Raw genomic sequence first — 14,471 nt, forward strand, 5'->3', positions numbered from 1 at the left:
CAGGTATCGGATTGCTCCGATACCGGCCCTTGATCTGCGACTGTCTCCAGTCGGGACGACAGGATTTGAACCTGCGACCCCTTGACCCCCAGTCAAGTGCGCTACCAAGCTGCGCCACGTCCCGCCGCGTTTCCTCCCGGTTCTCCCGGGTGGCCGCGCAGGACAAACATTACCTCACTCCGAGGACCGTATCGACGCCCGCGCCTGTTGGGCACGGGCGGCCAGCCCCTCGGCCCCGCAGGCCATGGCCTGCTTCTGGGCCCGGGCCAGCTCCCGGTGCGAACCGATCGCGATGCCGTAGTCGACCCGGGCGAGGGCGTGCTCGTAGGCGGAGGAGGACTTCTCCAGGTGTCCCACCGCCTCGGCGAGCAGTTCCGCGGACCGCTCCGGGGGTGCGAAGAGGGCGACGCAGCGCAGGGCCTCGCCCAGGGCGGTGGGCGTGCCGAACCGTTCGGCGTGGACCCGGTTGCGGGCGGCGAGGTGCGCCGCGCGGGCCGGGTCGACGTCGGCCAGGGCCCGCGCCAGGTCGCCGGCCCACGGGGCCCAGATGCCGTTGAAGCGTTCGCGCGGCTCCAGGGCCGCGCCCGCCGCTTCCAGCTCGGCGATCGCCTCCTCCTTGCGGCCCTCGGCCAGCAGCAGGCGGCCCCGCACGCACGGTCCGTCGGGCAGCACCATGGCGCTGGGGTAGGGCGGGCCGAAGTCGTACCGGTCGGCGATGCGGCGGGCCTCGTCGGTGCGGCCGCGGGCCAGCAGGGTGTCGATGAGCAGGCAGGCCGCGTCCCAGTGCACGGGCAGGCCGGAGCCGACGCGGTCGGCGAGACGGAGCCCTTCGCGCAGGAAGCCTTCGGCCTCGGCGAGACGGCCGCGCCGACGGTGGACCATGCCGAGCAGGGTGTGGGCGAACGCCAGGTGGGCGCCGCTCCAGCCGGAGATCTCGAAGGCCCGGACCGCTTCGCCGAAGAGGCTCTCGGCGCGGTCCAGCTGGTCGACGAAGGTGTAGGCGATGCCGACCATGGTGGGGAGCTCGAAGCCCCACTCGGAGTCGGTCCAGCCGAGGCCCCGGGCGGGGCTGCCGTCGATCAGGGCGCGTTCGCAGAGGTCGACGATGAGCTGGGCGTTCTCGCCGCGCAGCATGGCGTCGAAGGCCCGCAGGGTGAGCAGGGCCCGTTCGGGGTTGTCGCGGCCCTTGAGGTGGTCGGCGTTGCGGGTGAGCCGCCGGGAGCGGGCCGGACCGTCGTCCTCGGTGGCCTGCATGCCCTCCCACATGAAGTGCGCGGCCTGCAGCCGCATCAGTCCGGGGCCGGGTGCGGTGCGCGCGGCCTCGGCGGCCAGCGACAGCGCCGCGTCCTTGAGCTGGTTGTTGTGGGCGAGCGCGGCGGCGAGCCGGAAGGTGGCGTCGACCCGAAGCCCGTCGTCGAGCCCCGGCATGTCGAGGGCGGCGCGCAGGTGCTGGACCGTGGTGGGCGGGGAACTCAGCAGGGTCGCGCAGCCCAGCTCGTAGAGGAGGACAGCCCGGTCCTTGGGGCGGGGCGGCTCCTCCAGGGCCCGTTCCAGGCAGCGCCGCGCCGCTTCGGGCGCGCCGACGGCGAGGTGCTGGCCGGCGGCTTCCCGCAGCTGCGCGACCAGTTCCTGGTCGTCGTCCGGGTGGACCTCCAGCAGGTGGCGGGAGGCCGCGGCGGCGCCGAGGCCGGCGCGGGTGATCGCCCAGGCGGCGCGCCCGTGCATGGCGGTGCGGGTGGCCGGCGGGATCGAGCGGTAGACGGCGGTCGCGATCAGCGGGTGGACGAACTCCAGCGGGTCGAAGCCGCTGACGATACGGGCGTCGCGCAGCCGGGCCGTGCAGTCGGCGGCCTCCGCCGAGCTCATTCCGGCGAGCGTGGCGGCCAGTTCCTGGGAGATGTCGGTGCCGAGAACGGCTGCCGCCCAGGCGAACCGGTTGGCGTTCGTCCCGAGCCGCTCCAGCCGGGCGACGAGCCCGCTGCCCCGTGCGGACGCGCCGAGTTCGCGCAGTTCGCCCGCCGATTCCTCCACCGGCGGCAGTTCGCGGTCCTGGACCTTGGCGACCAGCTCGACCGCCTCGTACGGGTTGCCTCCGGTGACGGCCCACACCTCGCGGCAGAACGGGTCGTCGGCGTGGTCGCCGAGGCCCGCGCGGACCAGTACGGCGGTGGCGTCCGGGGTCAGGGCCCGCAGGGCGACCCGGGTCACCGTGCCCTCGCCGGCGAAGCCGCGCTCGGCCTCCCGGTCGGCGACGTAGTTGGCGTCCCGTTCGGCCAGCTCCTGCGGGCGGTGGGCCTGCACCACCAGGACCGGGAGTTCGCCGAGGCGGGCGGTGAACGAGGCGAGCCAGGCGAGGGATTCGCCGTCCGCCCAGTGGGCGTCGTCCACGATGAGCAGCAGCGGCCGGTGGCTGAGCCGGGAGGCGAGCCGGCCGACGACGAAGTCCAGGCCGTCGCGCACACCCTGCGGGTCGGGCTGCGGGCCGCTCGGCTCGGCGAGTCCCAGAGCGGGGGCGGTGGTCTCGTACCAGTCGCCGAACAGGGCGCGGGTCTCGTCCGGCGGGAACTGGTCGAGGGCGGGCTGCAGCAACTGCCGTACGACGTGGAACGGTACGGAGGTGACGGTCTCGCCTCCCCTGGCGGACCACACGGTGCAGCGGTCGGCGGCCATCGCCCGGATCTCGGCGAGCAACGCGGTCTTGCCGATCCCCGCCTCTCCGCTGAAGACCAGGAGCCCGCCGACGGCCTGCGCACCGCACAGGGCGTCCACCGCCTCGGCAGCGGCGGCGAGTTCCGGTTCACGCTCGTACAACGGCCGGGACGGCTTCATGCCCACCCTTCCCACAGAGGCAGTCTTCTCGACGGTCGAGCCTAGTCGTGCGCGGGTGCTCGCCGACAGGGTTCGCACGATTCCCCGCAGGTGCGGGGCACAATCGAGTAGTGAACGAGACGCGCAGAGACCGTGACGACGAGGGCCGGGCGCGCAACGCGCGCCCCCGTGACGGGCTGGGGCGCCCCCTGCCATACGGGACACCCGGCGTCGAACGACAGCCGGAGGGCGTCGTCCGCACGCCCGCGGAGACGCTCCGGGAGGCACAGCGGCTGCTGGACGCGGGGATGCCGTTCCACGCGCACGAGGTCTTCGAGGACGCCTGGAAGTCGGGACCGGAGGTCGAACGCGAGCTCTGGCGGGGGCTGGCCCAGCTCGCGGTGGGGCTGACCCATTCCGCGCGGGGCAACACAGCTGGCGGGGCGCGGCTGCTGCGCCGGGGCGCGGGGGCGCTCGCCCCGTTCGCGGGGTCCGGGCCGTACGGGATCGCGGTCGCCGCACTGTCCGACTGGGCGCGGGAGTTGGCGGGCCGGGTGGAGTCGGGTCCGACGGTCGACGCGGCGGCCGAGGCGCCCCGCCTGCTCGGGTAGCCCGAAGGGCGGCACCCGGACCGGCAGGCGACCGGAAGACCCGGGTCCGCGAACCCGAGGGCCGTACAGCTACTACGATCCGGCTCCATGAGCACTTCTGACCAGGACCAGGACCAGCACCGGGACGCCGACGTTCCGATAGCCGACACCGCCGCGGAGACGAAGACCGGGGCAGAGTCGGAGACCGCGACGAAGACCGAGGCGGACGCGGGGGCGGGCTCGGGGGCGGAGGGCGGTGAACTCGACGCGCCGGACGGGCAGGGCGAGAAGAGACTCACCCCGCGCCAGGCCCGGCGGCTGCGGATCGTCCTCTCCTCGGTGGGCATGGCGGCGATGGCCGTCGTGCTCGGGCTGCGCATCGCGAGCCGTTCATCGGTGCTCGTCGTGGGCGTCTACGGGCTGGCGCTCATCCTGTGCGGAGTGGTGATCGAGCTGAGCCGGAACGGCCGCACCCGGCTGGCCAGCTGGCTGCTGGGGGCGGGGCTGCTGGCCGCCGTGGGAGCGGACTGGCTGCTGCTTCCCTGATACGGAGGCCAAGGGGGCCGGGTAGACAGGGGCCAGGCGGCCGGGCGGCCAGGCGGCCTCAGATGAGCAGGAGTTGGAGTCCGCCGACCACCGTCGCGCCGATGACGATCCGGTCGAAGACCTTCTGGTTGATCCGGTCGACGCACACGCGGCCCAGGTAGGCGCCGGGCAGGACGAACAGCACCAGACAGGCGTCGAGCAGCAGGGAGCGGGCGTCGATCAGGCCGAGGCCCACGCTGAACGGCACCTTGGACACGTTCAGGATCAGGAAGAACCAGGCCGAGGTGCCGAGGAACCCTAGCTTGCGGAAGCCGGCCGAGAGCAGATAGAGCGACATCACCGGCCCGCCGGCGTTGGCGACCATCGTGGTGAACCCGCCGAGAACGCCGTAACCGCGCGCGGCGGTCCGGCCGGTTCCACTGCCGCCCTCGGTTTCGGTTGCGGTTTCTTCCTCCCCTCCCGCCGCCTTCTCCGCGATCCGGCGACGCCACAGGGTGACACCGGTCATGAACAGCAGGATCGCGCCGATGGAGGTGCGGACCGCCGCGTCGTCGGCCCACAGCAGGAACACGGTGCCGGCCACCACGCCCACCGCGACGGCGGGGAACAGCCGGAGCAGGGTGGGCCAGTGGGCGTGACGGCGGTAGACGCGTACGGCGAGGAGATCGCCGGCGATGAGGATCGGGAGCAGCACCCCGGTCGATTCGCGGGCCGGAAGGACGGCCGCGAATACCGCGAGGCTGATCGTATTGGCACCGCTGACGGCCGTTTTGGAGAAGCCGACGAGGGTGGATGCCGCCGCGAGGGCGACCAGTTGCCAGAGGCTGATGGTGTCCATGTCGGGAAAGATGCTAAGCGCACCGATTTTCCGGCGGGTGGCCAGGTGCTGGGTCGGTCCTCCCTCTTACGCCCTGATGAGCGTTTGATCGATTCAGCCCCGCTCTTGATCGATCCATTGACCCCTCTTCGATCAGTCGATCAGGATTCCCGCATGACTGCCTCCGCTGGTGCCCGCCTCGTACTCCCCCCGGAAGACCGCGCGTCGAGCCCGTACACCGGGTACACCCGCGCCCACTGGGAGGCGGCCGCCGACGGGCTGCTGGAAGCCGCCCGGAAGTGGGCCACGCCAGGCGGCGCCCGGCTCGACCTGCCCGGGCCCCCGTCGCACTCCGGCGTCCGCTCCGACGGCCTGGAGGGGTACGCGCGCACCTTCCTGGCGGCCGGGTTCCGGGTCGCGGGGGCGGGCGGCAAGGACCCGAACGGTCTGCTGGAGCGGTACGCGGACGGGCTCGACGCCGGTACGCGGACACCGGGCCGGGACGACGCGGAGTCCTGGCCGCTGATCCTGGACCACCACGTACAGGGGCAGCCCATGGTGGAGTCCGCGTCGGTGGCCCTCGGCCTGCGGCTCACTCGGCCCTGGCTCTGGGACCGGCTGGCCTCCGACGTACAGGACCGGGCGGAGCACTGGCTGCGGGGCGCGCTGCGGCATGTTCCGGCCGGCAACAACTGGTATCTCTTCCCGTACACCGTCGCCGGGTTCCTGGAGTCGGTGGGCCGGGGCGACGCGGAGACGGCCCGGGCCCGGGAGCGGGCGCTGGAGCTGCTGGAGGGCTGGTACCGGGGCGACGGCTGGTACGCCGACGGGGACGGGCGCGCCTTCGACCACTACAACGGCTGGGCGCTGCACCTGTATCCGCTGCTCGACGCCCATCTGGCGGGCGACGAAAAGGAGTCGGCGCGCCACGGGGCGCGGTTGCGCGAGCACCTGGAGAGCCTCTCGCTGATGTTCGGCGGCGACGGGGCCCCGCTGCACTTCGGGCGCTCGCTGACCTACCGCTTCGCGGCGAGCGCGGGGGTGGGTCTGGGCGCGGTGACCGGGCACACGCCGCTCACTCCGGGGGCGTCCCGACGCGTGGTCAGCGGGTCGCTGCGGTACTTCCTGGAGCGCGGCGCGGTCGGGGACGACGGACTGCTGAGCCTCGGCTGGCACGGCCCGCACGCGGCGACGCTGCAGACCTATTCCGGCCCCGCGTCCCCCTATTGGGCGTCGAAGGCGTTCGTGGCTCTCCTGGCTCCCCCCGAGCACCCTTTGTGGGCGTCGCCGGAGGAGGCGGCTGCGAGCGAGGGCCCCGACCGGGTGCTGTCCGTGCCGGCGGCGGGCTTTCTGGTGCAGTCGACACGGGCGGACGGCGTGGTACGGCTGCACAACCACGGCAGCGACCATGTGCGCCCGGACGAGGGCGAGTCGGCGGCCGACGAGGACCCGCACTACGCGCGGCTCGCGTACTCCACCGTGACCGGGCCCACCTCGGCGGCGAACACGGCGGACAACCATCTGTCGGTGACGATCGGCGGGGCGCGCAGCGCACGGCGGCGCATCCATCCGCTCGGGGCGGGGCACGGCGAGGGCTGGGGCTGGGCGGCCTCCTGGCATCTGCCGGTGTTCCCGGCGGGCCCCTCCACCGTCCCCGGGCTGCGGGTGGAGAGCGTGACCGTGGCGCGGGGCCGCCACGAACTGCGGGTGCACCGGGTGCTGGGCGCGCCGGGCGGGGCGCGGGCCGAGCTCACGGGCTGGGCGACCGACCCGGACGGTCCGGTGCGTTCGCTGCTGCGGGGGCTGTACGGCTGGGGAGCGCCCGAGGACGTACGGGCCCCGCAGGGAACGGCGTTCGCGCGCTGGGTGACCGTGCCCCGGCTCGCCGCCGAGGTGACAGGCACGGTGGTCCTGGCCGCCCTCGCCTCCCTCACCGCCGATCCGGAAGCCGCCCTGTCGGACAAGACCGTGGACGGGGCGTTGGATGGGGAGTTGGACGACGTGGTGGACCGGGTGGAGGTGGCCGGCGACACGGTCGAGGTGCGCTGGGCGGAGGACGGGGCGCGGACGCGGATCGCCTTCGGCCGGGGCGCGGTGACGGTCGATCACGGGTAGAGGCTCCCGGATGCGGCCGGAGCCCTCTCCGGCCCTCTACGCGTCCGTGCGGATCACCACCACCAGCGTACGGGGCCCGTGGACGCCCTCCACCCGCTCCAGCTCGATGTCGGAGGTGGCGGACGGCCCGCTGATCAGCGTCGTCGGCCGTTCGGGCACCAAGCGCGCCACCGCCTCCGGCACGCCCACCTCGACGGTGGAGAGGTCGACGACGCACACGTGCAGATCGGGGACGAGGGACAACGCCCTGCGGCCCTGACCGGGCGAACCGTCCAGGAAGATCGTGCCGGTCTCCGCGCAGCCGGCGGCCGACGCCGTCACCACCGCGTCCAGGGCGTCGAGTTGCGAGGGCGAGACATCTGCGTCGTCCTGCCGCACCTCGCCCTCGTACCCGTCGAGCCAGCGCGCGTCCAGCCCGGCCGGCACACCGATGCGGCGCAGACCGTGCTCCCGCAGGACCTCGCCGACGACCTCGGCGGTGCGCTCCGCCGTACAGGGGTGCACGCGTGCCTTGTAGTCGAGGAGCCGGTCGGTGAAGAGGGCGAGGCGTTCGTCGTCGGGCAGGACGCGGCCGGTGCGGTGGTCGCGCGGGACGACGACGGCGGGCGTCGGGGCCAGGGCGAGGGCGTCGCGGATCCGGCCCAGCACGGTGTCGCGGGCACTGTTCATGTCGCGTCCTCCTCGTTGCGATCGCTGTTCTGCTCGGCCCGGGTGCTGTTTCCCTCGGTGGCCGCGGCCCGCAGGGCGGCCCTGCCCTCGTCGGAGGCGAACCAGGACCGGAAGGTCTCCCGGGGCGGGGCCGCCGTGTCGCGGCTGTCGCTCCAGCCGCTGAACGGCGGGGGCAGCCGGGAGATCGTGCCGTCGCCTCCCGCGACGACGCGGCCGAGGCCCGACGTCTTCTGCGCGGTGGTGTAGAGAGTCGGGCGGCGCATCACGGCGGCGGCCGCCTTCATCGCCAGCTTCTCCGGTGTGACGCCGGCCTGTTCGGTGTGCTGGTGGCGCAACTCCACCAGCAGCGACGGAATGTCGATCTTCACCGGGCAGGCGTCGAAGCAGGCCCCGCAGAGACTGGAGGCGTACGGCAAGGAGCTGTTCGGGTCGTCCTTCGCCGCGTGCATACCGGCCAGTTGCGGGGTGAGGACCGCGCCGATGGGCCCGGGGTAGGTCGATCCGTAGGCGTGGCCGCCGGTCCGCTCGTACACCGGGCAGACGTTGAGGCAGGCGGAGCAGCGGATGCAGTTGAGGGCCTCGCGTCCGACCGCGTCGGCGAGGGCGGCGGTGCGCCCGTTGTCGAGGAGGACCAGGTGGAAGTCGCGCGGACCGTCGCCGGGCGTCACCCCGGTCCACAGCGACGTGTAGGGGTTCATCCGCTCCCCCGTCGAAGAGCGGGGCAGGAGCTGGAGGAAGACCTCCAAATCCTGGAAGCGCGGGAGGACCTTCTCGATGCCCATCACGGTGATGAGGGTCTCGGGCAGGGTCAGGCACATGCGCCCGTTGCCCTCGGACTCGACGACGGCCAGCGTGCCGGTCTCCGCGATACCGAAGTTGGCACCGGAGACGGCGACCTTCGCGGTCAGGAACTTCTCGCGGAGGTAGCCGCGCGCGGCGGCGGCGAGATGGGCGGGGACGTTGTCGAGGTCCGGGTCGACGCCGGGGATCCGGTCGAGGAAGATCTGCCGGATCTCGTCCCGGTTGCGGTGGATCGCGGGGACCAGGATGTGCGAGGGCTTGTCGTGGGCGAGCTGCACGATGAGTTCGGCGAGGTCGGTCTCGTACGGAGTGATGCCGACGGACTCCAGATGCTCGTTGAGTCCGATCTCCTGGGTGGCCATCGACTTGACCTTGACGACCTCGTCGCTGCCCGTGGCTTTCACGAGCCGCGCGACGATCTCATTGGCCTCGGTGGCGTCGGGGGCCCAGTGGACGGTGCCGCCGCGCTCGGTGACCTTGCGCTCCAGTTGTTCGAGCAGTTCTGGCAGCCTGTTCATGGTGTCGGTCTTGATGGCGGAGCCCGCGTCCCGCAGGGCTTCCCAGTCGGGGAGTTCGCCGGTGACGTGCAGGCGTTTGGCGCGGATGGTGGCCGTGGCGCGGCCGAGGTTGCGGCGGAGCTGGTCGTTGCCCAGTTCGTCGTGGGCAGCGCGGGGGAAGGCCTGGTCGCCGCGGAGGTTACCGGTGCCGTACGGGGAGCGGGGCGGCCGGGCGGGCATGCCGAGGAACGTACTCATACGGAGGCCTCCGTGAGGGCGTCGGGCGTGGTGCGGGTCGCGGCGAGGATCCGGGCGAGGTGCAGGGTGCGCGTTCCGGAACGGATCCGGGAGAGGCCGCCGCCGATGTGCATCAGGCACGAGGAGTCCCCGGCGGTGCACACGTCGGCCCCGGTGGCCGTGATGCTGTCCATCTTGTCGTGGAGCATCGCGGTGGACGTCTCGGCGTTCTTGAGCGCGAAGGTGCCGCCGAATCCGCAGCAGGAGCCGGCGCCGGGCAGCTCGACGAGGTCGATGCCCTCGACCGCACGCAGGAGTTGGAGGGGCTTGTCGCCGACGCGAAGCATCCGCAGCGAGTGACAGGTGGGGTGGTACGTGACCCGGTGCGGGAAGTACGCGCCGACATGGGTGACGCCGAGGACGTCCACGAGGAGCTCGGAGAGCTCGTACGTCTTCGCGGCGACGGTCTCCACACCGGCGCGGAGCGCGGCGTCCCCGTAGCGGTCGGCGACGATCCGGTGCTGGTGCCGGACGGAACCGGCGCACGAGCCGGACGGCATCACGACCGCCTCGATCGAGGCGTCGCCGAACCCGTCCGCGAAGTTGCGTACCAGGGGCACGGGTTCGCGCTGGTAGCCGGTGTTGATGTGCATCTGCCCGCAGCAGGTCTGGCCCGGCGGGAACACCACGTCGTGGCCCAGGCGCGTGAGCAGGATCGCGGTGGCCTTCACCGCGTCGGGGAAGAGCGTGTCTCCCAGACAGGTGGCGAAGAGTCCGATGCGCATGGGGCCTCCCCGGTCGGGTTCGGCGCGGCGGCCGATGTCCGTCGCGTCTCACCATGAGGTTTCTAAGGTCGGACCATACTAGGTACGGTCCGAGGAAGGGAACGTCCGAGGGTGTGTGCCGTGCGGAAGTCGGACCCGGGTCGGCCGCCGGTATACGGGAGTCGCCGGGGCCGGCTGTCGGCTGTCGGCTGTCGGCTGTCGGCTGTCGGCTGTCGGCTGTCGGCTGTCGGCATACGGGAGTCGACCCGGCGGCCGGGCCCTTACGGCGCGTGCGGCCCCTTCACCAACGTCCCGTGGAAGCCCCGGATATGCCATTCCACCAGGTCCGCGGCTTCATCGCCGCTCCCCTCCCGTACCAGGGTGAGAAGAGTCCGATGCTCGGCGTTGAGGGCGCGGGCGGTGGCTGGCCAGTCCTCGGCGGCTTCGAGGGCGCGCAGGATCAGCGGCCGTACGGACTCGCGTACGGCGGAGGTCAGCGTGGAGGTGAGGGCGTTGCCGGAGCTGCGGGCGATGAGCACATGGAAGCGGGTGTCCAGATCGTTGAAGGTGCTCACGGTGATCCCCGGCTCCGCCATGCCCGCCACCAGCTCCTCCGCCTCGTCGAGGTCCTCGACGGGCGCGTGGCAGGCGGCGGCCTCGAAGCTGGACCGTTCCAGAACCACCCGGGCCTCCAGAACGTCGTGGAGGCTGTAGCTGTCGAGGGCGAAATGCAGCCGGAGCAGCCTGCCCAGGGCGTCGTCCGGGTTGCGCACGATCCGGGCCCCGGCGTCGGGGCCCCGGCCGGGCTGGGCCACCAGGACGCCGATGGTCTCCAGCACCCGGAGCGCCTCGCGCAGGGCGGAGCGGCTGACGCCGAGCACCGGAGCCAGTTCCCGTTCGGGGGGCAGCCGGTCACCGGCCCGGAGCTCTCCGGCGAAGACCCGTTCCTCGATGCTGCGGAGCACGAGCTCATGGGTGCGGGACTGCTGCACGGGCTGCCATTCGACGGGCATCCGTCACTCCCTGCCTCGGCCGGATCCGGACATGCAGCCTATGTCACACCGGGCATGTGGTCGGACCTCAGGCGCGTAGGCCCGTCCCGTACGTGCGAAAGCCCGCCCGGAGATCCGGACGGGACCTGCGCACCGGCCGGAAGGGGGCCGATGGGGCGGGCGGTGCATGCGGGCACCGCCGGAACCAGGGCCGCGGGACGGCGGGTGCTATCGGGTGCTGGGGATGTCCCGCCCGTGCAGGCGGCCGCGCTGTGGGTCGAAGAGGTGGGCCGCCGCGCCGGACACGACGAGTCCTGCTGCGATCAGGAGACCGTGGCCCACGGCGATGCCGATGCCCAGTGCGGCGAGTCCGGCGGCGAGCCACAGCCAGGCGTTGCGGTGGCGGTACTCGCGCGGGGGGCGCGGAGTTCCGCCGGACATCGCCTCGGCGAACCCGGGATCGTCGTGACGCAGCCGCTCCTCCAGATCACGCAGCCGCTCGTCATACGTGGGCATGATGTCTCCCTCCCGGTACGGAAACCCTCCCGGCGCCCGAAGCCCCGGCCCCCGTGGTGCGGCACGGGGCAGGGCCCCCGGGGCCCTGGACCTCATGGTCGGCGGGGAGGGCACCCGGGGGCCATCGGGGGCAGCACCCATATCCGGGGGCCCGCACCATGTAGCAGCGATACGTGGGGGCCTTCCCGTAGCAGCGATAGTGGAGGCTGTCAGCGCGCCCGCTCGACCCGACCCTTCGAAGGAGCCGTTCGACCGTGTCCCTGTTCTGGCGGATCTTCCTGCTCAACGCCGCCGTGCTGGTCGCGGCCGGCGCCCTGCTCCTGCTCGGGCCGATCACCATCTCCACCCCGGTCCTGCTGACCGAGGCGATGATCCTGACCGGCGGCATCGCGTTCATGCTCGCGGCCAACGCGGCCCTGCTCCGGCTCGGCCTCTTCCCGCTCCAGCGGGTCACCCGCGCGATGACGACCACCGATCTGCTGCGGCCGAGCCCGCGCCCCGAGGTCGCGGGGCACGGTGAGATCGCCGCGCTGATCGAGACGTTCAACACGATGCTGGACCGGCTGGAGGCCGAGCGCGCCACCAGCAGTGCCCGTGCTCTCTCCGCGCAGGAGGCCGAGCGCCGCCGGGTGGCGCAGGAGCTGCACGACGAGGTCGGGCAGACGCTGACCGCGGTGCTGCTGGAGCTGAAGCGGGTGGCCGACCATGCCCCGGAGCCGCTGCGCGGCGAGTTGCGGCAGGTCCAGGAGATCACCCGGGGGTCGCTGGACGAGATCCGCCGGATCGCGCGCCGACTGCGGCCCGGGGTACTGGAGGAGCTCGGCCTGGTGAGCGCGCTGACGGCGCTGATCACCGAGACCCCGACGCCGGACGGGCTGACGATCCGCCGCCAGATGGGAAAGGACCTGCCGGAGTTGGGCGCCGAGGCCGAACTGGTCGTCTACCGGATCGCTCAGGAAGCCCTCACCAACACGGTCCGGCACGCCCGCGCCACCCGGCTCGAACTGTCGCTGCGGCGCAGCCCCGGCGGGGTGGAGCTACGCATCCGCGACGACGGCCGCGGCCTCGGGGACGCCCCGGAGGGAGCCGGCCTGCGCGGGATGCGCGAACGCGCCCTGCTGATCGGCGCCGAGGTCTTCCTCGGTCCCGGTCCGCAGGGCGGCACCGAAGTACGTCTCGATGTGCCCGTCCCGAACGGAAGCAACGGAAGCAAGTGAACATGCCCACCTCACCGTCCATCGCCCCGCCTTCCGGGGGCGCCGCCGCCCCGACCCGCATCCTGCTGGCGGACGATCACGCCCTCGTACGTCGCGGCGTCCGGCTGATCCTGGACGGCGAACCGGACCTGACGGTCGTCGCCGAGGCCGGCGACGGTGCCGAGGCCATCGAGATGGCCCGCAGCGAACGGCCCGACCTGGTCATCCTGGACATCGCCATGCCCCGCCTCACCGGCCTGCAGGCGGCGCGCGAACTGTCCCGGGTCGTGCCCGGCCTGCGCATCCTGATGCTCACGATGTACGACAACGAGCAGTATTTCTTCGAGGCGTTGAAGGCGGGGGCGGCCGGGTACGTCCTCAAGTCGGTCGCGGACCGGGACCTGGTGGAGGCCTGCCGGGCGGCGATGCGCGACGAGCCGTTCCTCTACCCGGGCGCGGTGACCGCGCTCATCCGCAATTTCCTCGACCGGGCCAAGGACGGCGATGGCCTGCCAGCGCGGGCCATCACGGAGCGCGAGGAGGAGATCCTCAAGCTGGTCGCCGAGGGCCACTCCTCGAAGGAGATCGCCGAGCTGCTCGTCATCAGCGTCAAGACGGTGGAACGGCACCGCGCCAACCTGCTCCAGAAGCTCGGCCTGAAGGACCGTCTGGAACTCACGCGCTACGCGATCCGGGCCGGACTGATCGAACCCTGACCGGCCCGGCGGGTACGAACAAGCGGGCACGCGGACCAGCGGGCACGCGGACCAGCGGGCACGGGGACCAGCCGCCAGGGACCAGCCGCCAGGGGGCCAACGGGCAGGGACCAGCGGGTGCGCGGACGAGCGAGCACCGGTCGGTTCATGTGATTCTCACCCGGTCCGCATAAGGTTCCCCCGTGACCCAGATGACCCCGCCCGGCTGGCATCCAGACCCCGGGCACTCAGACAAAGGCCCCGCTCAGGAACGCTGGTGGGACGGAGCGCAGTGGACCGGCCATGTCCGCGCGTCGCCCGGCGCGGCGCGCCGTCGCGGGATCCGCATCGGCGTCGGCGTGACCGTCGGCGCGGTGGTGCTCGCCGCCATCGGGGGCGGTGTGTATCTGCTGGGCGAGGACAGTGGCGGCGGCCGGCCGGCCACCGCGGCCTCCTCGCCGTCCGCCGACCCCGGCCTGCCGGGCGCACCGGACGGCGACGGGAAGGACGGCGGGAAGGGCGGCGAGGGGAACGACGGGGAGAACGACGGCGGCCAGAGGCCGGGCGAGCAGCTCCCGCCGACCGAGCCGGGCTTCGCCACGGACCTGGCCGCAGGGATCAGCCTTCCGGTGCCCGAGGGGTGGAAGGGAACATCCGGTGCGGTCGGCGCCGGACTGACGACGGGTGAGCACGCGTGCCCCGGCGACACCGCCGAGACCTGTGTGCGCGGCGGAGTCTTCTCGGCCCCCGCGGCTGCGATGAAGCTCACCGCGGGGACTCCGGAAGAGGCGGCCAGGAAGGACATCGAGGTCAACGCCAAGGAGTCCTACGGCGGCAAGAGCTACGGGGAGATCACCTCGCACGAGGAGCTGAAGTCCGAGGCCGTCACGGTGGCGGGCGGCAAGGGCTATGTCGTGCGCTGGAAGGTGGTGACGGAGAAGGGCGACGACGGCTACGTGGAATCGCTGGTGTTCCCCTCCCCCGCATCCGAGGGCATGCTCGTCGTGGTCCGGTCCGGGTTCGACATCAACAAGGACGCGCCGAAGCTGTCCGTCCTGGATGAGATCACCGGCGGGATCAAGGCCGCGTCCGGTGCCGGAGGAGGCACCGGCGGAGCGGTCTGACCCGCACCGCACCCACCGCACCGCACGGAACGGCGGGTGCGGTCTGACCCGCACCGCACCCACCGCACCGCACGGAACGGCGGGCCCGGACCGTCCCCCGGTCC

Annotated in this window: 13 protein-coding genes and 1 tRNA gene; 6 read left to right on the forward strand and 8 right to left on the reverse strand. The window is 72.7% G+C overall.

Going from position 1 to position 14,471, the window contains the following annotated elements; genetic code table 11:
* Positions 1-50 precede the first annotated feature (50 nt).
* Positions 51-124: transfer RNA gene (locus ACFWM7_RS25625), tRNA-Pro, on the reverse strand.
* 50 nt (positions 125-174) lie between these two features.
* Positions 175-2,829 carry an ATP-binding protein gene (locus tag ACFWM7_RS25630; RefSeq protein ID WP_383264468.1) on the reverse strand — a complete coding sequence of 885 codons (2,655 nt, stop codon included), beginning with the start codon at positions 2,827-2,829 and terminating at the stop codon, positions 175-177.
* A 110-nt stretch (positions 2,830-2,939) separates the two neighbouring features.
* Between ACFWM7_RS25630 and ACFWM7_RS25635 the strand changes: the two genes are divergently transcribed.
* Complete coding sequence (locus tag ACFWM7_RS25635) at positions 2,940-3,419, forward strand: DUF309 domain-containing protein (RefSeq protein WP_383264471.1); 480 nt, start codon at positions 2,940-2,942, stop codon at positions 3,417-3,419.
* A gap of 87 nt (positions 3,420-3,506) precedes the next feature.
* Positions 3,507-3,944: a hypothetical protein gene (locus ACFWM7_RS25640; protein WP_383264474.1), complete on the forward strand. Its 438-nt coding sequence runs from the start codon at positions 3,507-3,509 to the stop codon at positions 3,942-3,944.
* A gap of 58 nt (positions 3,945-4,002) precedes the next feature.
* Here the strand turns inward: ACFWM7_RS25640 and ACFWM7_RS25645 are convergent, their stop codons facing one another.
* Positions 4,003-4,782, reverse strand: coding sequence for a sulfite exporter TauE/SafE family protein (locus ACFWM7_RS25645; protein ID WP_383264477.1), 780 nt, complete (start codon positions 4,780-4,782; stop codon positions 4,003-4,005).
* Between the two features lie 153 nt (positions 4,783-4,935).
* Between ACFWM7_RS25645 and ACFWM7_RS25650 the strand changes: the two genes are divergently transcribed.
* Entirely contained in the window at positions 4,936-6,876 is a 1,941-nt protein-coding gene (locus tag ACFWM7_RS25650) for a DUF2264 domain-containing protein (protein ID WP_383264480.1), read from the forward strand.
* Positions 6,877-6,912: 36 nt separating this feature from the next.
* Here ACFWM7_RS25650 and ACFWM7_RS25655 read toward each other — a convergent pair whose 3' ends face one another.
* The 5 genes from ACFWM7_RS25655 to ACFWM7_RS25675 form a co-directional block, all read right to left on the reverse strand.
* Complete coding sequence (locus tag ACFWM7_RS25655) at positions 6,913-7,545, reverse strand: lactate utilization protein C (RefSeq protein WP_383264482.1); 633 nt, start codon at positions 7,543-7,545, stop codon at positions 6,913-6,915.
* Positions 7,542-9,101, reverse strand: a complete 1,560-nt coding sequence (locus ACFWM7_RS25660) for a lactate utilization protein B (protein WP_383264485.1) — start codon at positions 9,099-9,101, stop codon at positions 7,542-7,544. The genes ACFWM7_RS25655 and ACFWM7_RS25660 overlap by 4 nt, the downstream gene beginning before the upstream one ends.
* Positions 9,098-9,865 carry a (Fe-S)-binding protein gene (locus tag ACFWM7_RS25665; protein ID WP_383264488.1) on the reverse strand — a complete coding sequence of 256 codons (768 nt, stop codon included), beginning with the start codon at positions 9,863-9,865 and terminating at the stop codon, positions 9,098-9,100. The genes ACFWM7_RS25660 and ACFWM7_RS25665 overlap by 4 nt, the downstream gene beginning before the upstream one ends.
* 260 nt (positions 9,866-10,125) lie before the next feature.
* A complete protein-coding gene (locus ACFWM7_RS25670) occupies positions 10,126-10,857 on the reverse strand; it encodes a FadR/GntR family transcriptional regulator (RefSeq protein ID WP_383264491.1) in 732 nt (243 codons plus the stop codon).
* 207 nt (positions 10,858-11,064) lie between these two features.
* Complete coding sequence (locus ACFWM7_RS25675; RefSeq protein WP_383264494.1) at positions 11,065-11,352, reverse strand: DUF3040 domain-containing protein; 288 nt, start codon at positions 11,350-11,352, stop codon at positions 11,065-11,067.
* 254 nt (positions 11,353-11,606) lie between these two features.
* On the opposite strand from ACFWM7_RS25675, the gene ACFWM7_RS25680 reads away from it, so the two are divergent.
* The 3 genes from ACFWM7_RS25680 to ACFWM7_RS25690 all read left to right on the forward strand — a co-directional run bounded on the left by ACFWM7_RS25680 (position 11,607) and on the right by ACFWM7_RS25690 (position 14,367).
* Entirely contained in the window at positions 11,607-12,569 is a 963-nt protein-coding gene (locus ACFWM7_RS25680) for a HAMP domain-containing sensor histidine kinase (protein ID WP_383264496.1), read from the forward strand.
* A gap of 2 nt (positions 12,570-12,571) precedes the next feature.
* Positions 12,572-13,264 (forward strand): response regulator, encoded by a 693-nt coding sequence (locus ACFWM7_RS25685; RefSeq protein WP_383264499.1) that lies wholly within the window; start codon positions 12,572-12,574, stop codon positions 13,262-13,264.
* A gap of 191 nt (positions 13,265-13,455) precedes the next feature.
* A complete protein-coding gene (locus ACFWM7_RS25690; protein WP_383264502.1) occupies positions 13,456-14,367 on the forward strand; it encodes a DUF2510 domain-containing protein in 912 nt (303 codons plus the stop codon).
* Positions 14,368-14,471 lie beyond the last annotated feature (104 nt).

The organism is Streptomyces sp. NPDC058375, from assembly GCF_042723425.1.
GTDB lineage: Bacteria > Actinomycetota > Actinomycetes > Streptomycetales > Streptomycetaceae > Streptomyces > Streptomyces durocortorensis.